Raw genomic sequence first — 20,001 nt, 5'->3', positions numbered from 1 at the left:
GACATGGCACTCGCACGACTTCACGGCGGCCCGCTCGACGGGCAGATCATTCCTCTCGGCGACGCGGACGACAAGCTGATCGTCCCCTACAGCGAGACCCAGGTGGTGTACAACCGTCGCGGCGACGCGCAGAACACCGGCGACACCGACGGCCCCACCGAGGTGGACTACTGGTTCGACGAATCCCTCGAGGAACTCACCCCCTCGGATGACTGAACCGGGCGCTCCGCAGTCGGGCGACGCCCCGTCACGGGTCGTCGAGGTCGAGCGCAAGTACGACGTCGACGCCCGCACGCCGTTACCGCAGTGGAGCGACCTGCCCGGCGTCACCGCGGTGTCCGAGGGAGAGGTGCGCGAACTCGACGCGCGCTACCTCGACACCGATGACGCCGCACTGTCCCGCGCGGGAGTCGCTCTGCGCCGGCGAACCGGAGGCCCTGATGCCGGATGGCACATCAAGGGCCCCCGCGAGGGGGACGGCAGAGTCGAGATCGGCTGGCCGCTGGGCGACGACGACCGCGTCCCCGATGCGGTGACCTCGACCCTGTCGCAGTGGACCACGGAGCCGCTGTCACCGCTCGCGCGGATCGAGAACTCCCGCACCGCGTACCTGCTCACCGGAGACGCCGGGGTGATCGCCGAGTTCGTCGACGACCGGGTCCGCGCGACGGATCTCCGGCAGGACGTCCGTCGCGAATGGCGCGAGTGGGAGTTCGAACTGGGTCCCGCCGCTCCCGCCGATGAGGCAGGACGTGACGCGCTGTTCGCCGCTGTCGAGTCGGCGGTCGCGGCCGCAGGCGGGCGCGAGGCGGCATCGGGGTCGAAGCTCGCCCGTGCTCTGGGTTTCTGACACGTGCCGCAAGCCCCTTCTCGGCCCGGACGGAATCGTGCTTGAGTGAGCGACATGAGCCGTTCCGCCGTACTCCGCTCGCTGCGCACGATCGTTCCCGACACCGTCATCGAGCAGGACGCCGTCCGTGACATCTTCGCCGCCCAGCCGGATGTGGGGCGCCTCGCGACCCGCATCATCGGAGCCTCGTTCAACGGGTCGGGCATCGACACCCGGCATACGGTTATCAAGGAACTCTCACCTGCCGCGGCGACGATCGATCCGCCGACCTTCCTCGATCCGGACACGGGTCTCCTGCTGTCGCCGGGGACGAAAGCGCGCAACGACGTCTATGTCGCGGAGGCCTCGCGTCTGTTCGTCGAGGTCGCCCGACAGGCGCTGGACGCCGATCCCGACGTGGTGGCCGCGGACATCACGCACGTGATCACCGCATCCTGCACCGGATTCCACGCTCCCGGCCCCGAGTACGAGATCGTCCGGGGGCTCGGTCTCTCCGACAGCGTCCAGCGCTACCACCTGGGATTCATGGGCTGCTACGCCTCCATGCCGGCACTGCGAGCGGCGAGTCAGTTCTGCGCCGCGGATCCCGAGGCGGTCGTGCTGGTCGTCAGCGTCGAGCTCTGCACGGTCCATCTGCGATCCTCGGAGGATCCCGATCTGATCGTCGCCAACTCGCTCTTCGCCGACGGTGCGGCTGCCGGGATCGTCACCGCGAGAGACCTCGCGACCCCCGTCCCCGCCGTGCGTCTCGACGGCTTCCACACGGCGATCGCCCCCGAGGGGGAGCGGGACATGGCGTGGACGATCGGCGATCACGGCTTCGAGATGATCCTGTCCACGAGGGTGCCGCAGATCATCGGCGAGACGATCATCGGTGCGATCGGTCCGCTCTACGCGCACGAGGGCGAGCTCGCCGCGGCCTTCGCTCAGGGGCGCGTGGGGGAGCGGGTGGAGCACTGGGCGATCCATCCCGGTGGTCGCAGCATCCTCGACCGGGTGCAGGAGAGACTCGGACTCAGCGACGTCCAGATGCACCCCGCGCGCGAGACGCTGCGCGAGTACGGGAACATGTCGAGCGCGACGATCCTCTTCGTCATCCGGCGCATCCTCGACGAGGGTGCGGTGGACGGGTCCCGCATCGCGGCGATGGCCTTCGGCCCCGGCCTGACGGCCGAGAGCGCTCTGATGACCGTGACCTCCGGCGTCGCGTGAGACACGACCTGTCGATCCGCGCCTCCGGCGCGCGCGAGCTCATGGACGACCCCGATGCGGACCTCGGGATGCTGGAGCGCACATACGACCGCTTCCGGGTGGTCAACGCCCTCGTCTCGGGCACAGGGCAGCTCTACCGCCGCGACATCCGGCCACGCGCCCGTCGCGGTCCCATCCGCATCCTCGACATCGGCGCCGGTGGTGGCGACGTGTGCCGGATGATCGCCGCGCGCCTGCGACGCGACGGGCTTCGTGCCGAGATCACGGCACTGGACAGCGACGAGCGCGCCATCCGCTGGGCGGTCGCCCATGACGAGGGCTCCGGCGTGCGGTACCGCCGTGCGCTCTCGGCGGATCTCCTCTCCGAGGGGACGCGGTACGACGTCGTCTTCTCGAATCATCTGCTGCACCACCTGAGCGACTCCGAGCTGCAGGGGCTGCTGAGCGATTCGGTGGGGCTCGTCGGCGACGGGGGACTCGTGGTGCACCGGGACATCGCCCGCAGCAGGGTGGCCTATGCGCTGTACGGCGCTCTGACCTGGGTGTTCGCGCGGACGTTCTTGCGCGGGTCGTTCATCCGCGAGGACGGCCTCATCAGCATCCGTCGCTCGTACACGCCGGGGGAGCTCTCCGTCGCCGTGCCCGTCGGGTGGGCCGTCCGCTTCCGGCTGCCCTCGCGGCTCGAGCTCCGGCGAGACGGAGCGACCGGCCGGTGAGACGACGAAGGCCCGGTCGCACGTGAGTGCGCCGGGCCTTCGAGCCGATCCGAGGGATCAGAAGTTGATCATGTGTCCCGCCAGGCCGTGGAAGCCCTCCTGCAGCGCCTCCGACAGCGTCGGGTGCGTGTGCACGTTACGGGCGAGCTCCAGTGCGGTGAGGTCCCACTTCTGCGCCAGCGTCAGCTCGGGCAGAAGCTCGGAGACATCGGGGCCGATCATGTGCGCGCCGAGCAGCTCGAGGTGTTCGGCGTCGGCGATCATCTTCACGAACCCGACGGGCTCTCCGAGGCCATGGGCCTTGCCGTTGGCCATGAACGGGAAGGTGACGACCTTCACCTCGTGGCCCTCGTCCTTGGCCTGCTGCTCGGTGAGTCCGAACGATGCGACCTGCGGCGAGCAGAAGGTCGCGCGCGGCATCATGCGGTAGTCGCCGAGGGTCTGGGTCTCGGCGCCGCCGATGGTCTCGGCCGCGACGACTCCCTGTGCCTCGGCCACGTGGGCGAGCTGCAGCTTGGCCGTGACATCGCCGATGGCGTAGATGCCCTCGACGTTGGTGCGCATGTGGTCGTCGATGTCGATCGCGCCGCGCTCGGTGAGCTTCACGCCGGTCGCCTCGAGTCCGAAGCCCTCGACGTTCGGGGCGAACCCGACCGACATGAGCACCTTGTCGGCCTCGATGGACGTCTGCTGCCCGTCCTTGCCGGTGTACGAGACGGTGACGGACGAACCGTTGTCGACCACGGACTCGACCTTGGTGGAGGTGAGGATGTCGACGCCGTAGTTCTTGTACTGCTTCGTGATCTCCTTCGACACGTCGGGGTCCTCGTTGGGGAGCGCTCGGTCGAGGAACTCGATGATCGTGACCTTGACCCCGTAGTTGGTCATCACGTAGGCGAACTCCATGCCGATGGCGCCGGCGCCGACGATCACGATGGACTTCGGCAGCTCGCGGCTGAGGATCTGCTCCTCATACGTCACGACGTTGTCGCTCAGCTGCACGCCCGGGAGGAGACGGACCTTGGATCCGGTGGCGATGATCGCGTTGTCGAACGTGACCTCTTCGGTGGATCCGTCGGACTTCGCGACCGAGATCGCCTTCGGTCCGGTGAACGTGCCACGGCCGTCGTACTCCGTGACCTTGTTCTTCTTCATCAGGAAGTGGATGCCCTTGACGCGACCGTCTGCGACGACGCGGCTGCGGTCGAACGCCTTGCCGTAGTCGATCGTGAACTCACCCGAGATGCCGAAGAAGTCGGCCTTGTGGTTGAGCGTGTGCGCGAGCTCCGCGTTCTTCAGGAGCGCCTTGGAGGGGATGCAGCCCACGTTGAGGCAGACACCACCCCAGTACTTCTCTTCGATGATGGCGGTGGACAGACCCAGCTGCGCGCTGCGGACAGCAGCGACGTATCCACCAGGACCTGCACCGAGGATGACGACATCGTAGTGTGGCATGCGTCCAGCCTATCGCCCTGCGGCGGTGTCGGAATCGGCCGCATCCGCACCGGGACCGGTGCTACGACGCCTGCGGATCGAGAGCCAGATCGCGGCTCCCACGGCGACCGCCACGACCGCGATCGAGATGCCCCAGATCCACGCGGACGCGGACGATCCGGTGCTCTCTTCCGGTGCGGACGTGACACCCGCATCGGGTCCGACGGTGGTCGTCGGCTCGGGCGTCGCGGATGCCGTCGGCTCGGCCGTCGGTTCGGCGGTCGCCTCCTCCGTGGCCGTGCTCACGGTGCTCGTGGTCACGCTGAAGTCGAACTCTTCCGAGGTGGGGTGGCCGTCGCTGGAGAGGACCCTCCAGATCACGTGGTAGACGCCGGCCGGACCCTCGCCGGTGAGTGGCTGAGTGACGGTCGCACCGCTCACGGTCGCCGCGCCGGAGGTCACCGACGCCCCCGAGGGATCGGTGACCACGACCTCGGTCGCATTCCCGCCCTCGATGAGGTCGGCGCTGAACGTGAGGGTGAGCGCGGTCGGCAGTGTGTCGACAGTGCTGTCGGCCTCGGGGGAGGAGGCGGTCAGGCTGTCGTGCGCGGACGCGGAGAGCGGTGCGAACATCACCAGGAGCGCGGTGAGCAGGGCTGCCGCGAGAGCGATCGGGGCTGCGGGGAGGCGGCGAGCGGAAGTTTTCACCCCTTCAGCCTATGCACGCCCGATAGGCGATGTCTGAGTGTGAACGGCGCTCCCGCGAGGGGCATCCGATCAGTTAGTCTGGAGGACTAGGAGGGCATAGTGACAGACAGCCAGAATCGATCGGGCGGAGACGCCGCGATCCACCGTCCCGGCGAGCAGAGACACGACGTGACGCAGACGTTCGGGCACGACTCGGACCTCTCCTTCATCCCCTTCGGCGTGGAGCTCACGGATGTGGAGCAGAGTGCCATCTCGGCGCTGCCCTCCGGCTCGGCGCTCCTGCTCGTGCGTTCGGGTGCCCTCGCGGGGGCCCGCTACCTGCTCGACACGGACGTGACGACCGTCGGCCGCCACCCCGAGGCCGACATCTTCTTCGACGACGTCACCGTGTCCCGCCGACACGCGGAGTTCACCCGATCGGGCACGACTTTCGAGATCATCGATCAGCGTTCGCTCAACGGCACCTACGTGAACGGTGAGCGCGTCGACCGCAGCGCGCTGGCTGACGGCACCGAGCTTCGGGTCGGCAAGTTCCGCCTGAACTTCTTCGCCTCTCCGCTCGATCGCGTCGCGGCGATCGACTGATGGCGGCGTCCCCCGCCCGCGAACGCTCCGCGTCATCCGGCCTGCTGAGCATCGGTCAGGTGCTGGCACGGCTGACCCCGGAATTCCCCGAACTCACCTCCAGCAAGCTCCGCTTCCTCGAGGTCCAGGGCATCGTGACCCCGTCGCGCACCGAGTCGGGCTACCGCAAGTTCTCGTCGTCCGACATCGAGCGACTGCGCCTCGGACTCACCCTGCAGCGTGATCACTATCTTCCGCTCAGCGTGATCCGCGAGCAGCTCGACGACGCCGAGGCGAACGGCGAGTCCACGGCCCTCGTTCCGCCGCCCTCCATCGCGCCCGCTGCACGCAGGTACCGCCGGGCGGAGCTGCTGTCGGCAGCCGGTGCCGGGCCTCAGCTGCTCAACGACGCGATCAGCACCGGCGTGGTCGTGGCCCAGGAGTACTACTCGGAGGCGACGGTCACCCTTCTGCGCGGACTGGTCGCACTCGACCGTCACGGCATCGAGCCCCGTCACCTCCGGTCACTGCGTCAGGGTGCAGAGCGTGAGGTCGCGCTGATCGAATCGGCGATGTCGTCACTGCTGCGCCGAACGGATGCGACGTCGCGAGCCAAGGCGAGCGAGATGGCGCCGACCCTCGCCGCCAAGATCGACGAGGTGCGCTCGCTCTTCGTCAAGGACGCGATCGAGCGGCTGCTTTCGTAACGAACTGGTTGCGACACACCTCCGCGCTCGTGCGTATGTCATTGCCGGTACCGGGGGGCTGCTCTAGCGTGGATGTATCAGCTCCAAGGAGGATTTCAGATGAGTGCGGATGAGCGTGCAGACGACCCGCGGTTCGTGCCCGAACTCCTCTTCACCGACGGTCTGCCGGCCATGGATGACGAGGTCGGCTACCGCGGAGCGGTAGCGGCACGGGCAGCGGGAATCACCTATCGACAGCTCGACTACTGGGCTCGCACCGAGCTGGTCGAGCCCACGGTCCGCGGAGCGAACGGCTCAGGGTCGCAGCGTCTCTACGGCTTCCGCGACATCCTCGTCCTCAAGCTCGTGAAGAGCCTGCTCGACACCGGCATCTCCCTGCAGCAGATCCGCACCGCCGTCGACGAGTTGCGTCGCGCGGGCATCCGTGACCTCGCAGGCACCACTCTGATGAGCGACGGGGCCTCGGTCTACCTCTGCACGTCCAACGACGAGGTCATCGATCTCGTCAGCCGCGGCCAGGGCGTCTTCGGCATCGCCGTCGGCAAGGTGCTTCGCGAGGTGGAGTCCACTCTCGTCGCCTTCGACGCCACGGTGCCCGACCCCGTCGACGAGCTGTCCGCCCGTCGCACCAAGCGATCCGCCTGACACTCCTCCCCATCCGGTCACCGGAGCGGGCGCAACGAAGAAACGGCCACCCTCGCGAGAGGATGGCCGTTCTGCTGTCCGGGGCGGATCAGGCGGGAGCGCCGGAATCGCTCACCGGGATGCGTCCGGTGCGGATGATCCGGTCGAGCAGCTGATCGAAGTCGGAGGCGAGCTCCTGGGCCGAGTCTCCCGGCCAGATGTGCAGCGGCTTCGCGGCGCCCTGTGCCTGCTGCAACGACGTGCGCTCGGGCAGCTGCGGCGAGAGCACGAGGGGGCCGAACATGTCGCGCAGCTCCTTGATGCGGAACTGGTGCTCGATCGACTGCGGGCGCACGCGGTTCACGACGATGCCGAGCGGCTGCAGACGCGGCGAAAGGCCGCGGCGGATCTCTTCGATCGCACGCAATGCGCGGTCGGCTGCGGCGACGGAGAAGAGTCCGGGCTCGGTGACGACCATGACCCGGTCGCTCGCAGCCCACGCCGTGCGGGTGAGGGCGTTCAGCGAGGGGGCGCAGTCGACGAGCACGAGGTCGTAGTCGGCCTCGACGGCGGCGAGTGCCTCTTCCAGCTTCCACACGTCGCGCACGCTCGGGTGCGGGCCGTCGAAGTTGATCGCCGAGGGGCTGCCGATCAGCACGTCGATCGTGCCGGGGTGCACCTTCGCCCAGCCGCTGGAGGTGATCGCCTGACGGACGACCTTCTCCTTGGGGTTGGCGAGGACGTCGGCGATGTTGAGCCGGCCGGCCACCTGGATGTCCATGCCGGTGGACACATCGGACTGCGGGTCGAGGTCGACGACGAGCGTTCGGACACCACGGGCGAAGGCCGCTGAGGCCAAGCCGAGGGTCACGGTCGTCTTGCCGACGCCTCCCTTGAGAGAGCTGACGCTGAGTACGTGCACGAACACCACGTTACCTTCCCCTAGGCTGGGTGCACACTCAGCCCCGCCCCATGCGCAAGGAATCCCGCGCGCATCGAGCTTTCAGAGGTGTGCATGTTCCAGAAGATCCTTGTGGCCAACCGCGGCGAGATCGCGATCCGTGCCTTTCGAGCGGCTTTCGAGGTGGGGGCGCGGACCGTCGCCGTCTTCCCTCATGAGGACCGCGGGTCGGTCCATCGGCTGAAGGCGGATGAGGCCTACGAGATCGGTGAGCGCGGGCATCCGGTCCGCGCCTATCTCGACGTCGACGAGATCATCCGGGTCGCGAAGGACGCGGGCGCCGATGCGATCTACCCCGGCTACGGATTCCTCTCCGAGAACCCCGAGCTCGCTGAGAAGGCCGCGGCGAACGGCATCGTCTTCATCGGGCCGCCCGCGTCCGTTCTCGAGATGGCGGGCAACAAGGTCGAGGCCAAGCGTCACGCGATCGGTGCCGGCGTGCCGGTGCTGCGGTCGACGGAAGCCTCCGACGACATCGACGTCCTGGTCGCCCAGGCAGACGACATCGGCTTCCCGCTCTTCGCCAAGGCGGTCGCCGGTGGGGGCGGTCGTGGCATGCGTCGCGTCGAGTCGGCGGCCGAACTCGCCCCCGCCCTCGCCGAGGCCATGCGTGAGGCGGGCAGCGCGTTCGGGGACCCGCGGATGTTCCTCGAGCAGGCGGTGCTGCGCCCCCGGCACATCGAGGTGCAGATCCTCGCCGACAAGACCGGCGAGACCGTCCACCTCTTCGAGCGCGACTGCTCCGTGCAGCGCCGGCATCAGAAGGTCGTCGAGATCGCTCCGGCGCCGAACCTCGACGACGGCATCCGCACGGCTCTGCACGGCTACGCCGTGGCGTTCGCCCGGTCGATCGGCTACGAGAACGCGGGGACCGTGGAGTTCCTGCTCGAGACCGCGGGGGAGAGGTCCGGCGAGGTCGTCTTCATCGAGATGAATCCCCGGATCCAGGTGGAGCACACCGTGACGGAAGAGGTCACGGACGTCGACCTCGTGCAGAGCCAGATGCGCATCGCCGCGGGCCAGACGCTCGCCGAGCTCGGGCTGGAGCAGCAGAACCTGCACGTCCGGGGCGCCGCGCTGCAGTGCCGGATCACCACCGAAGACCCCACGCAGGGATTCCGACCGGACACCGGCAAGATCACGACGTACCGTTCACCCGGCGGCGCGGGCATCCGACTCGACGGCGGCACCGTGCATCAGGGCGCGCAGATCAGTCCGCACTTCGATTCGATGCTGGCCAAGCTGACCTGCCGCGGGCGCGACTACCCGGCGGCCGTCGCTCGTGCGCGGCGCGCGCTCGCGGAGTTCCGCATCCGCGGGGTGTCGACCAACATCCCCTTCCTGCAGGCGCTGCTCGAGGACGAGGCGTTCATCGCGGGCGACGTGAGCACCTCGTTCATCGACGAGCGCCCCGATCTGCTGCGCGGTCGCGAGTCGAAGGACCGCGGGACCAAGATCCTGAACTGGCTGGTCGACGTCACGGTCAACAAGCCGCACGGCGCGCACCCCGGCGCTCTGGATCCGAGGGCCAAGCTCCCGCGGACCGACCCGGCGAGCGAGCCGGTGGCGGGGTCGCGGCAGCGGCTCCTCGAGCTCGGGCCCGAAGGGTTCGCGAAGGATCTGCGCGCGCAGACCGCGCTCGCGATCACCGACACGACGTTCCGCGACGCCCACCAGTCGCTGCTCGCGACCCGGGTGCGCACGCGGGACCTCGTCGCCGTCGCGCCGCACATCGCCCGACTGACGCCCGAGCTGCTGTCGGTCGAGGCCTGGGGAGGGGCGACCTACGACGTGGCGCTGCGGTTCCTCGGTGAGGACCCCTGGGAGCGCCTCGATCGGCTTCGCGCCGCACTGCCCAACGTCGCGATCCAGATGCTGCTCCGCGGACGCAACACGGTCGGCTACACCCCGTACCCCACCGCGGTCACCGACGCCTTCGTCAGGGAGGCGGCCGACAGCGGGGTGGACATCTTCCGCATCTTCGACGCGCTGAACGACATCGAACAGATGCGCCCCGCGATCGAGGCGGTGCGGCGCACCGGAACGGCCGTGGCCGAGGTGGCGCTCTGCTACACGGGCGACCTGCTGAATCCGTCTGAGGATCTCTACACCCTCGACTACTACCTGGCGCTCGCGGATCAGATCGTCGCCGCCGGCGCGCACATCATCGCGATCAAGGACATGGCGGGGCTCCTGCGGCCGGCGGCGGCGGCGACTCTCGTCACCGCGCTGCGCGAGCGCTTCGACCTGCCCGTGCACCTGCACACGCACGACACCGCAGGTGGCCAGCTCGCGACGCTCCTCGCGGCCAGCGCCGTCGGCGTCGACGCTGTGGATGCGGCATCCGCTCCGCTGTCGGGGACGACCAGCCAGCCGTCCCTGTCATCGCTCGTGGCCGCACTCGCGCACACCGAGCGCGACAGCGGGCTCGACCTCGACCGCGTCTCGGATCTCGAGCCCTACTGGGAGGCGGTGCGCCGCGTCTACGCGCCGTTCGAGTCGGGTCTGCCCGGACCCACCGGACGCGTCTACCACCACGAGATCCCGGGTGGACAGCTCTCGAACCTGCGTCAGCAGGCGAAGGCGCTGGGACTCGCCGATGACTTCGAGCTCATCGAGGACATGTACGCCGCCGCCGACCGCATCCTCGGCCGCGTTCCCAAGGTGACGCCGTCGTCGAAGGTGGTCGGGGATCTCGCGCTGCATCTCGCGGCGGTGAAGGCGGACCCCGCGGACTTCGAGGCGAACCCCCAGAAGTACGACGTCCCGGATTCCGTCGTCGGGTTCATGGCTGGTGAACTCGGCGAGCTGCCGGGCGGGTGGCCGGAGCCGTTCCGCACCAAGGTGCTCGCCGGACGCTCGGTGCGGGTCGGTCTCACGGACATCTCCGAGGACGACGAGGCCGCCCTCACGGGTGACAGCGCGTCACGACGCGCGCGACTCAACGCTCTGCTCTTTCCCGCACCCACCCGCGAGTTCGCCCAGGTGCGCGAGCAGTACGGCGACCTCTCCGTGCTCGACACCTCGGACTACCTCTACGGCCTCGTCCAAGGTCAGGAGCACCGGGTCGAGATCGACCGTGGCGTGCAGCTGTTCGTCGGCCTCGAGGCGATCGGCGACGCGGACGACAAGGGCATGCGCACGGTGATGACGACACTGAACGGGCAGCTGCGTCCGGTGTTCGTGCGCGATCGATCCGTGGCGGTCGAAGCCCACGAGGTCGAGAAGGCCGACACCTCAGTGCCCGGTCAGATCGCGGCCCCGTTCTCGGGGGTCGTCACGCTCAAGGTCGACGTCGGGACCTCGGTGCGCGCCGGTGAGCCGGTCGCGTCCATAGAGGCGATGAAGATGGAGGCCGCCATCACCGCGACGGTCGACGGCGTGATCGGACGTCTCGCGATCGGCGCCACCCAGCAGGTGGAAGCGGGAGATCTTTTGGTCGTGATCACTCCCGCGCACTAATCTTGTGCGGGCGAGGCCGCGCTCACCAGCGCACCCGAGGCCCGCACAAGCTTGGAGCGACGACGTGACCCCGAAGAAAGTGGCAGATACGCCGGACGAGGAGTCCCGAGGGGTGCTCGACGACGCCGCATCCCTGGACACCTCGCACATCAGCATCCTCGGCAACACCGCTCAGGTGAGCGTGGTTCTGCCGACGGACGACGATGACGACCTCGAGGACGACGGCGTCGTCGACGGTGAGGTGATCGCCGACCTCATCGTCGACGAGCCGGTCGCCGCATCGAAGGCGGCTGCGGAGACTCTCGCGGCGGGCATCGCTTCGCCGCCGGCGCTGGGCAGCGCGCCGATGATCATCGAGCTTCCCGTCGAGTCGGAACCCCGGACCGAGCCCGAGCCCGAATCGACTGCTGAGGCTGAGGCTGAGGCTGAGGCTGAGGCTGAGGCTGAGGCTGAGGCTGAGGCTGAGGTCGAACTCGAGCCGGAGTCGGCTGCCGAGGGCGAGCTGGATGCCGAGCCCGAGCTGGATGCCGAGCCGGACCCCGAGCCTGAGCCGGAGCTGGAACCCACCGAGGCCGAGGCGGACGCCGGACCGGCGGAGACCGAACTCGAACCTGCGCGAGAAGCAGAGCCGGAGCTGATGGCTGAGACGGAGCCGGAGATCGATGCGGGTGTCGCTGAGATCGCGCCTGAGCCGGATGCCGAGCCGGAGCCGCAGATCGAGCCTGAGGTCGAGCCGGAGCTGCAGGTCGAGCTTGAGGTCGAGCCGGAGCTGCAGGTCGAGCCTGAGGTCGAGCCGGAGCTGCAGGTCGAGCCTGAGGTCGAGCCGGAGCGGGAGATCGAGCGCGAGTCCGAGCCGGATGCCGAGCCCGAGCCCGCGCCCGCCCCGGAGCCGGTCACCATCACTGTCGACACGGCTGCGGCCGATGCGGCGGATGCCGCTGCGGCGGCGGCCTTCGTCGCCCGCGCACGCGCCGACACCGCATCCGTGCCCACCTCCCGCAGATCCGCGGCAGCGGCATCGCTCGCCAAGAAGGAGAGTTCGACAGTGGACACATCGAAGAGCGCACCCCTCGCACCGCGCGGCGGTCGGGCCGCGCGCACGGACGTGCAGCTCACCTCGAAGAGGCTGGACGACCTCGAGGACTCCTCCCGGGAGAGCGCGGACCTGCTCACCGCGGATCGCCTGCTCGATCCGCACCGCGTCAGCAAGCCGGAACCGGAGGGCGCCTGGAGTCACTTCCTCTACACGATCTCCGGACGCCGCATCAACATCGGCGACGGACGACGTGCGCGTGAGCGCAAGGCGCTCAGCGCGCGGATCGCGGCCCCGATCGTGGGGAACGCCCGTTTCGTCCCCGTGCTCTCCCGCAAGGGCGGCGTGGGAAAGACGACCATCACCGCTCTGCTGGGTATGGCCCTCGCAGATGCCAGGGACGATCGGGTGATCGCCGTCGACGCGAATCCTGACCGGGGCACTCTCGCCGATCGGGTCGTGCGACCGAACCACAAGCGCTCGGTGCGAGACCTCGTCCGCATCCATGACGAGGTCCGCGGCTACCATGACATCTCGGCGATCGTCGCGCGCGATGCGACGCGGCTGGACGTGCTCGCCTCGGACTCGGATCCGCGGATCGCGGAGGCTTTCAGCGACAGCGACTACCGCGATGTCGCGGGGGTGGCGGCGCATTACTATTCGCTGGTCCTCACCGACACCGGCACCGGCATCGTCCACTCGGTGATGTCGGCCACGCTCGACCTCGCCGACCAGATCGTGATCGTGTCGGGGCTGAGCGTCGACGAGGCGCGTCTCGCATCCGAGACCCTCACCTGGCTGGAGAGCAACGGATACGCCGACCAGGCGCGGGACGCAGTCGTGGTGCTCAACCAGTCGACCCCGGGCGCCCCGCTCGTGCGGTTGAACGAGCTCGAGGCGCACTTCCGCACCCGCGCCAAGAAGGTCGTGCGCATGCCGTACGACGCGCAGATCGCCGGGGGCGGGACGATCGTCTTCGCGAACCTGCAGCCCGAGACGCGGGTGGCGGCGCGGGAGCTCGCGGCGCTCCTCGTCGAGGGACTCCGGGCGAAGGACGCCTGATGACGGTTCGCGAGATCCGCGTCTTCGGAGACCCGGTGCTGCGCACGGTGTGTGCGCCGATCGGCGCGATCGACGACGGCGTGCGGGCACTGGTCGCCGACCTGATCGACACGGTCGAGCTCCCCGGCCGTGCCGGTGTGGCCGCTCCGCAGATCGGTGTGGCGCTCCGCGCCTTCAGCTACAACATCGACGGCGACATCGGTTACGTGCTGAACCCCGTGCTCACCGAGGTGCGTGGCGAGCCGGTCCCGACGGGAGAGGGATGCCTGTCCGTTCCCGGACTGTGGCACGATGCCCTGCGTCATCCGTGGGCCCGTGTCGAGGGGATCGACCTCGACGGCGAGCCTGTCGTCCTGGAGGGCGACGGCCTGTTGGCCCAGGCGCTGCAGCACGAGACGGATCACCTCGACGGCACGCTCTACCTCAACAGGCTCGACGCCGAGACGCGCAAGCGCGCCATGCGCGAAGTGCGCGAGAGCGCCTGGTTCTGACCGCTCCGGATCACGAGAGAGGCCCCGCCGTGACGGCGGGGCCTCTCTCGTGATGGGGGTGTGCCGCTCAGCCGCCGATGGCGACGTTCGTGGTGGTGACCGGCTCGTCGTAGATCGCCGAGATCTCATCGGCGAAGTCGCTCATGATCACGTTCCGCTTGATCGACAGCTTCGGCGTCAGGTGCCCGGAGGCCTCGGTCCATTCGCTGTCGAGGATCGTGAACTTGCGGATGGACTCGGCGCGCGAGACGCGGGAGTTGGCGGCATCCACGGCTTTCTGGATCTCGGCGCGCACGGTGTCATCGGTCGCTGCATCCGCCAGCGACATGTCCTTCGGCAGCCCGGCGTTGGCGAGCCAGGTCGGCAGCATCTCGGGGTCGAGGGTGATCAGGGCCGAGATGAAGGGGCGCTGGTCGCCGACGACCACGACCTGTCCGATGATCGGGTTCGCGCGGATCGGATCCTCGAGAGCCGCCGGTGCGACGTTCTTGCCGCCCGCCGTCACGATGATCTCCTTCTTGCGGCCGGTGATGGTGAGGAACCCCTCGGAGTCGAAGCTGCCGATGTCACCGGTGTGGAACCAGCCGTCGTCGCTGAACGCCGCGGCGGTCGCCTCGGGGTTGTTCCAGTACTCCTTGAAGACGTTGACGCCCTTCACCTCGATCTCACCGTCGTCTGCGAGCCGCACTCCCACGCCGGGGAGCGAGGGGCCGACCGTGCCGATCTTGGACTTGTCGGCGAGGTTGACGGTCGCGGGCGCGGTGGTCTCGGTGAGGCCGTAGCCCTCGAGGATCACGACGCCGAGACTGTGGAAGAAGTGCCCGAGGCGCGCTCCGAGCGGAGCGGAGCCTGAGACCGCGTACACGATGCGACCGCCCATGGCATCCCGCAGCTTGCCGTAGACGAGCTTGTCGAACAGGGCGAACTTCAGCTTCGTCCCGAACGGGATGCTCTTCCCCTCCTCGAGCAGCTTGGAGTGCTGGATCGCGACATCCGCGGCGGCGCGGAAGATCTTGCCCTTGCCGCCGGCCTCCGCTTTCTGCTCTGCGGAGTTGTAGACCTTCTCGAAGACGCGGGGGACGGCGAGCAGGAATGTCGGCTTGAACGATCCGAGTGCCGGAAGCAGCTGTCGTGTGTCCGGCTGGTGCCCGGTGCGCACGCCGGCGTGGATGTTGAGGATCGAGATGAAGCGGGCGAACACGTGCGCCGTCGTGATGAACAGCAGCGTGGACGACCCGGGCGTCTGCACGACGGCATCCAGGGCCTTGGCGGAGTTGCGCGACAGCTCGACGAAGTTGCTGTGGGTCAGCACGCAGCCCTTCGGGCGGCCCGTGGAGCCGGACGTGTAGATCAGCGTGGCGATGTCGGAGCCGACCGCGATGCCGCGCAGGCGTTCGATCTCGGCATCCGAGACCGATGCGCCCTGCGCCGTGAGCGTGTCGATCGCGCCGAGATGCAGCTGCCAGACCTCGCGGAGCAGGGGCAGATCGCCGCGCACCTCGTCGAGTCGGGCGAAGTGCTCGGGGGACTCGACGATCAGCGCGATGGCGCCGGAGTCCTCGAGGATCCACTGGATCTGCGACGGCGAGCTGGTCTCGTAGATCGGGACCATCACGGCACCCGCGTAGAAGAGCGCGAAATCGACGAGCGTCCACTCGTAGGTGGTGCGCGCGAGGAAACCGACCTTCTCGCCGGGTTGGATGCCGGCTGCGACGAGGCCCTTGGCCAGGGCGATCACCGCGGTCTCGAAGGCAGAGGCGCTGATGTCGCGCCATCCCTCGCCATCCGGAACGGAGAAGAGCGGGCGATCCGGCGTCGCCGCGACGCGCTGGGCCAGCAGGTCGGCGATGTTCGCATCGGGATCGGCGGGGACGACGGCGGGGACTTCGAATTGGACCACGGCAGCTCCTTCGGTACCGGTCGGGCACTGGGTTGCACCCGAGTCTAGGGTATGAGACTCGGTCGCACGGTTGATGAAACCCAGTCGCCCATGGCGGAGCTGTCGTTCCGTGCGCGGCGGATCGCGGTCTCGGCGCTAGACTTCACCTCGATGTTCTACTGGCTGATGAAGTACGTCGCGATCGGTCCCGTGGTCAAAGCGGTGTTCCGCCCATGGGTCGTCGGGCGTGCGAACATCCCCGCGAACGGCGCCGCGATCCTCGCCAGCAACCACCTGTCCTTCGCGGACTCGATCTTCCTGCCGCTGATGATCGACCGTCCCATGTCCTTCCTCGCGAAGAGCGACTACTTCACCGGGCGCGGACTCAAGGGCTGGGCGACCAAGTTCTTCATGAAGGCCACGGGGCAGATCCCCATCGATCGCTCCGGCGGCAAGGCCTCGGAGGCATCCCTCAACACCGGCCTCCAGGTGCTCGGTCGAGGCGACCTCCTCGGGATCTACCCGGAGGGGACCCGCAGTCCCGACGGCAGACTCTATCGGGGTCGCACGGGCATCGCCCGGATGGCGCTGGAGGCGAAGGTCCCCGTCGTCCCCGTGATCATGGTGGACACCGACACCGCGATGCCGATCGGGCAGCGGCTGCCCCGTGTCGTTCGGGTCGGCATCGTGATCGGCGAGCCCCTCGACTTCTCGCGATACGCGGGCATGGAGAACGACAGATACATCCTCCGCTCGGTCACCGACGAGATCATGGTCGCCCTCCACCGCCTCGGCGAGCAGCAGTACGACGACGTGTACGCGTCGACCGTGAAAGACCGTCTTCCGGCCCGCGTCACACAGCGGTCCTGAGGCATCCGGCGCGCCACGCGCGCACTAGGCTGGTCTCATGCTCCAGCACCACATCGACGCGCTTGATGCGTGGCGTTCGCTCCCGATCAAGCAGCAGCCTCAGTGGGCGGACGCAGAGCGCGTCGCCGAGGTCTCCACGCAGATCGGGGCGCTCCCGCCGCTGGTGTTCGCCGGCGAGGTCGACAACCTCCGCGACCGTCTCGCGCGTGCGGCATCCGGACAGGCGTTCCTGCTTCAGGGCGGCGACTGCGCCGAGACGTTCGCCGGCGCGACCGCCGAGCAGATCCGCAACCGCATCAAGACCGTCCTGCAGATGGCGGTCGTGCTCACGTACGGCGCATCGATGCCGATCGTCAAGATGGGCCGCATGGCAGGGCAGTTCGCGAAGCCCCGTTCGAGCGACACGGAGACGCGCGGCGACGTCACACTGCCCGCCTACCGCGGCGACATCGTCAACGGGTACGACTTCACCGAGCTGTCGCGTCAGCCCGATCCGGGTCGCCTGCTGCAGGGGTACCACACGGCCGCCTCGACGCTGAACCTCATCCGGGCGTTCACGCAGGGGGGCTTCGCCGACCTGCGCGAGGTGCACTCCTGGAACAAGGGCTTCGCGCAGAACCCGGCCAACCAGCGGTACGAGCGCATGGCGGCGGAGATCGATCGCGCGATCAAGTTCATGGAGGCGGCGGGTGCCGACTTCGACGAGCTCAAGCGCGTCGAGTTCTTCACCGGGCACGAGGGACTGCTCATGGACTACGAGCGCCCGATGACCCGCATCGACTCCCGCACGGACACGCCGTACAACACCTCGGCGCACTTCCTGTGGATCGGTGAGCGCACGCGCGAGCTCGACGGTGCGCACGTCGACTACTTCTCGAAGATCCGCAACCCGATCGGCGTGAAGCTCGGACCGACCACGACCCCCGAGACCGCTCTCGCGCTGATCGACAAGCTCGACCCGAACCGCGAGCCCGGAAGGCTGACGTTCATCACCCGGATGGGTGCGGGCAAGATCCGCGACGCGCTTCCCCCGCTGCTCGAGGCGGTCCGCGACTCCGGCGCCCAGCCGCTCTGGGTGACCGACCCGATGCACGGCAACGGCATCACCACGCCGACCGGATACAAGACGCGCCGCTTCGACGACGTCGTGGACGAGGTGCGCGGATTCTTCGAGGCGCATCGCGCCGTCGGCACGTTCCCCGGCGGCATCCACGTCGAGCTCACGGGTGACGACGTCACCGAGTGCCTCGGTGGATCGGAGCACATCGACGAGGCGGCTCTCGCGACCCGCTACGAGAGCCTGTGCGATCCGCGCCTGAACCACATGCAGTCGCTCGAGCTCGCGTTCCTCGTGGCCGAGGAGCTCGAGAAGCGCTGATCCCTGACCGACGACAGAACCGCCCTCCCGGAGTCTCCGGGAGGGCGGTTCTCGTTGATCGGTGCGCCGGAGGAGCTGTGCAGCGACGGCCGCCGTCACGCGGCTAGAAGGCGCTGCTGCGGATCTGCAGGGTGATCTTCGTCCCCTTGCGTCGCTGCTCACCCTCGCCCGGATCCGATCCGGTGACCTCGGTGAAGTCGTTCGGGAAGGCGTTCCAGATGCCGTTCCAGGTGGGCTCGAAGCCCGCATCGCGAATCGCCTGCGCGGCTTCGTCCCGGCTCATCCCGGTGACATCCGGGACGGGGAACAGGGGAGGGCCCGTCGACACGATGAGCTGGACCTGGTCACCGGGGCGCCAGTTGCCCTCTTCGGCGCGATCGGCGACGCCGATGACGCGATCCTTGTCGACGTCCTCGCTCGAGACGTACTGGATGTCTCCGCTGACCTGGAGCTGCTTGTCGGTGAGGGTCTTCGTGGCCTGGTCGACGGACAACCCCGCGACGTCGGGGAACGCACCGGCCGAGACATACAGCTCGACCGCATCGTCTTCGAACAGCTCGCAGCCCTCGGCGCAGGCATACACCTCGCCGCCGTCGCGCGGGGTGACGAAGGCGTTGATCACCCGCCCGGCATCGGCATCGGAGAACAGCACCAGAGACGTCTCGGCCGTGTTGACCCTGATGCCCGCCAGGTAATCGCGGGCCTCCTGCTCGGTCTTGCCGTTGAGTGTCTCGGCCGTGTGCGATGCAGGGCCGATCGAGACGACGACCGTGACCTCGGCACCCTTGTCGAGTCGGGCGCCCTCGTCGGGGTCGGAGCGGATCGTCTGGTCGCGGGCGACATCGATGGAGTTCTCCTCGCCGCGGACGGGGACGAACCCCTCGGCGGTCAGAGCGTTGGCTGCATCGTCGTACGACATCCCTGCGACCGCAGGAACGGCGACGAGGGATCCCGGTCCTGACCCGAACCACCAGCCGACTCCGCCGGCCACGGTCGCGAGTAGCAGAACCAGCGTCAGCAGGAAAGCGCCGCGCGCACGTCGACGCGACGAGCGTCGGCGCAGCAGCGTGGCGTTGTCGACGGGCGCGGCCACCGGCGCGGTCGGATCGGCGATCGCGATCGTGCTCGGCATCACCTTGGTGACGTCGCCCGAATCCGCCTGGGAACGCTGCGACATGGTCGCCGCCGCGACGGCGGGGGCGATGCCGAGCCCGCGTTCGATCTCGCGCAGACGATCGAGCATCTGCTGAGCATCGTCCGGTCGCTCGTCGGGGGACTTCTCGGTGGCCCACAGCACCAGCTCGTCGAGCTGCTCGGGCACCCCCGGGTTGCGGACGCTGGGGCGCGGCACGGATTCGGTCGCGTGCTGGAAGGCGATCTGCATCGGCTGCTCGCCCTTGTACGGCTGCTCACCCACGAGCATCTCGTAGAGCATGATGCCGAGCGCGTAGATGTCGCTGCGGGCGTCCGCCGTCCCGCGGGTGACCAGTTCGGGCGCGAGGTAGGCGATCGTCCCCAGCAGCTGCTGTCCGGTGGCGGTGTTGGCGGTCGTCGCCCTGGCGAGCCCGAAGTCGCCGATCTTGATCCGGCCGTCCTCGGCGAGCAGCACGTTCTCAGGCTTGACGTCGCGATGCACGATGCCTGCGCGGTGCGCGGCGGAGAGCCCGGCGAGCACCGCATCCATGATCGTGATCGTCTGCGGGATCGTCAGGCGCTTCTGTTCGCGCAGGAGCTCGCGCAGGGTGATCCCTGGCAGGTACTCCATCACCAGGTAGGCGAGCTCGCCGTCCTGGCCCTGATCGAACACGTTGACCACGTGCGGGTCGGCCAGGCGGGCCGCGGCCCTGGCCTCCTGGATGAACCGGCTCTGGAAGGCGGAGTCATCGCTCAGGTGGGCGTGCATGACCTTGAGGGCGATGCGCCGTTCGAGCCGGAGGTCGGTGGCGACGTAGACGGTCGCCATGCCTCCGCGCGCGATCCGTGCACGCACCCGGTACCGACCGTCGACGAGCCGCCCGATGAGGGGGTCGGCCTGCTGATTGGTCGTCAC

Annotated in this window: 17 protein-coding genes; 12 read left to right on the top strand and 5 right to left on the bottom strand. The window is 68.6% G+C overall.

Annotated elements, in window-relative coordinates:
- The first annotated feature begins 3 nt into the window (after positions 1–3).
- The 4 genes from ASD43_RS13835 to ASD43_RS13820 are packed head-to-tail and all read left to right on the top strand — an operon-like array spanning position 4 to position 2,778.
- The gene (locus tag ASD43_RS13835; RefSeq protein ID WP_056418640.1) at positions 4–216 is read left to right on the top strand and encodes a hypothetical protein; all 213 of its coding nucleotides are present in this window, start codon (positions 4–6) and stop codon (positions 214–216) included.
- Positions 209–850: a CYTH domain-containing protein gene (locus tag ASD43_RS13830; RefSeq protein ID WP_056418636.1), complete on the top strand. Its 642-nt coding sequence runs from the start codon at positions 209–211 to the stop codon at positions 848–850. Before ASD43_RS13835 ends, ASD43_RS13830 begins: the two co-directional genes overlap by 8 nt.
- Before the next feature lie 54 nt (positions 851–904).
- Entirely contained in the window at positions 905–2,062 is a 1,158-nt protein-coding gene (locus tag ASD43_RS13825; RefSeq protein WP_056419697.1) for a type III polyketide synthase, read from the top strand.
- Positions 2,059–2,778, top strand: a complete 720-nt coding sequence (locus ASD43_RS13820; protein ID WP_056418632.1) for a methyltransferase domain-containing protein — start codon at positions 2,059–2,061, stop codon at positions 2,776–2,778. The genes ASD43_RS13825 and ASD43_RS13820 overlap by 4 nt, the downstream gene beginning before the upstream one ends.
- Positions 2,779–2,835: 57 nt before the next feature.
- Here the strand turns inward: ASD43_RS13820 and lpdA are convergent, their stop codons facing one another.
- Both lpdA and ASD43_RS13810 read right to left on the bottom strand, forming a co-directional pair.
- Complete coding sequence (lpdA, locus tag ASD43_RS13815; RefSeq protein ID WP_056418629.1) at positions 2,836–4,233, bottom strand: dihydrolipoyl dehydrogenase; 1,398 nt, start codon at positions 4,231–4,233, stop codon at positions 2,836–2,838.
- A gap of 9 nt (positions 4,234–4,242) precedes the next feature.
- Positions 4,243–4,920 carry a copper resistance CopC family protein gene (locus tag ASD43_RS13810; protein ID WP_056418626.1) on the bottom strand — a complete coding sequence of 226 codons (678 nt, stop codon included), beginning with the start codon at positions 4,918–4,920 and terminating at the stop codon, positions 4,243–4,245.
- Between the two features lie 99 nt (positions 4,921–5,019).
- On the opposite strand from ASD43_RS13810, the gene ASD43_RS13805 reads away from it, so the two are divergent.
- From ASD43_RS13805 to ASD43_RS13795, 3 genes are all read left to right on the top strand, one after another.
- Entirely contained in the window at positions 5,020–5,505 is a 486-nt protein-coding gene (locus tag ASD43_RS13805; RefSeq protein WP_082539404.1) for an FHA domain-containing protein, read from the top strand.
- Positions 5,505–6,191 carry a transcriptional regulator FtsR gene (ftsR, locus tag ASD43_RS13800; protein ID WP_056418624.1) on the top strand — a complete coding sequence of 229 codons (687 nt, stop codon included), beginning with the start codon at positions 5,505–5,507 and terminating at the stop codon, positions 6,189–6,191. The genes ASD43_RS13805 and ftsR overlap by 1 nt, the downstream gene beginning before the upstream one ends.
- 99 nt (positions 6,192–6,290) lie before the next feature.
- On the top strand, positions 6,291–6,836 hold the full coding sequence (locus ASD43_RS13795; protein WP_056418621.1) for a MerR family transcriptional regulator: 546 nt from the start codon (positions 6,291–6,293) through the stop codon (positions 6,834–6,836).
- Between the two features lie 88 nt (positions 6,837–6,924).
- On the opposite strand, the gene ASD43_RS13790 is transcribed toward ASD43_RS13795, so the two are convergent.
- Positions 6,925–7,737, bottom strand: coding sequence for a ParA family protein (locus tag ASD43_RS13790; RefSeq protein ID WP_056419691.1), 813 nt, complete (start codon positions 7,735–7,737; stop codon positions 6,925–6,927).
- A 93-nt stretch (positions 7,738–7,830) separates the two neighbouring features.
- On the opposite strand from ASD43_RS13790, the gene ASD43_RS13785 reads away from it, so the two are divergent.
- From ASD43_RS13785 to def, 3 genes are all read left to right on the top strand, one after another.
- The gene (locus tag ASD43_RS13785) at positions 7,831–11,238 is read left to right on the top strand and encodes a pyruvate carboxylase (RefSeq protein WP_056418618.1); all 3,408 of its coding nucleotides are present in this window, start codon (positions 7,831–7,833) and stop codon (positions 11,236–11,238) included.
- A 64-nt stretch (positions 11,239–11,302) separates the two neighbouring features.
- The gene (locus tag ASD43_RS13780) at positions 11,303–13,333 is read left to right on the top strand and encodes a nucleotide-binding protein (protein ID WP_056418615.1); all 2,031 of its coding nucleotides are present in this window, start codon (positions 11,303–11,305) and stop codon (positions 13,331–13,333) included.
- On the top strand, positions 13,333–13,824 hold the full coding sequence (def, locus tag ASD43_RS13775; protein WP_056418612.1) for a peptide deformylase: 492 nt from the start codon (positions 13,333–13,335) through the stop codon (positions 13,822–13,824). Before ASD43_RS13780 ends, def begins: the two co-directional genes overlap by 1 nt.
- 67 nt (positions 13,825–13,891) lie before the next feature.
- On the opposite strand, the gene ASD43_RS13770 is transcribed toward def, so the two are convergent.
- Positions 13,892–15,724 carry an AMP-dependent synthetase/ligase gene (locus tag ASD43_RS13770; RefSeq protein ID WP_056418608.1) on the bottom strand — a complete coding sequence of 611 codons (1,833 nt, stop codon included), beginning with the start codon at positions 15,722–15,724 and terminating at the stop codon, positions 13,892–13,894.
- Positions 15,725–15,874: 150 nt separating this feature from the next.
- Here ASD43_RS13770 and ASD43_RS13765 point away from each other — a divergent pair, with 150 nt between their 5' ends.
- Positions 15,875–16,573 carry a lysophospholipid acyltransferase family protein gene (locus ASD43_RS13765; RefSeq protein ID WP_045253716.1) on the top strand — a complete coding sequence of 233 codons (699 nt, stop codon included), beginning with the start codon at positions 15,875–15,877 and terminating at the stop codon, positions 16,571–16,573.
- A 37-nt stretch (positions 16,574–16,610) separates the two neighbouring features.
- The gene (locus ASD43_RS13760; protein WP_045253717.1) at positions 16,611–17,951 is read left to right on the top strand and encodes a class II 3-deoxy-7-phosphoheptulonate synthase; all 1,341 of its coding nucleotides are present in this window, start codon (positions 16,611–16,613) and stop codon (positions 17,949–17,951) included.
- Positions 17,952–18,054: 103 nt separating this feature from the next.
- Here ASD43_RS13760 and pknB read toward each other — a convergent pair whose 3' ends face one another.
- Positions 18,055–20,001, bottom strand: a complete 1,947-nt coding sequence (gene pknB / locus ASD43_RS13755) for a Stk1 family PASTA domain-containing Ser/Thr kinase (RefSeq protein WP_056418603.1) — start codon at positions 19,999–20,001, stop codon at positions 18,055–18,057.

Origin of the sequence: Microbacterium sp. Root553 (assembly GCF_001426995.1) — a bacterium.
Taxonomy (GTDB): domain Bacteria; phylum Actinomycetota; class Actinomycetes; order Actinomycetales; family Microbacteriaceae; genus Microbacterium.
Note: the sequence above shows the minus strand (reverse complement) of the source record. Positions and strands in the feature narration are given on the sequence as shown.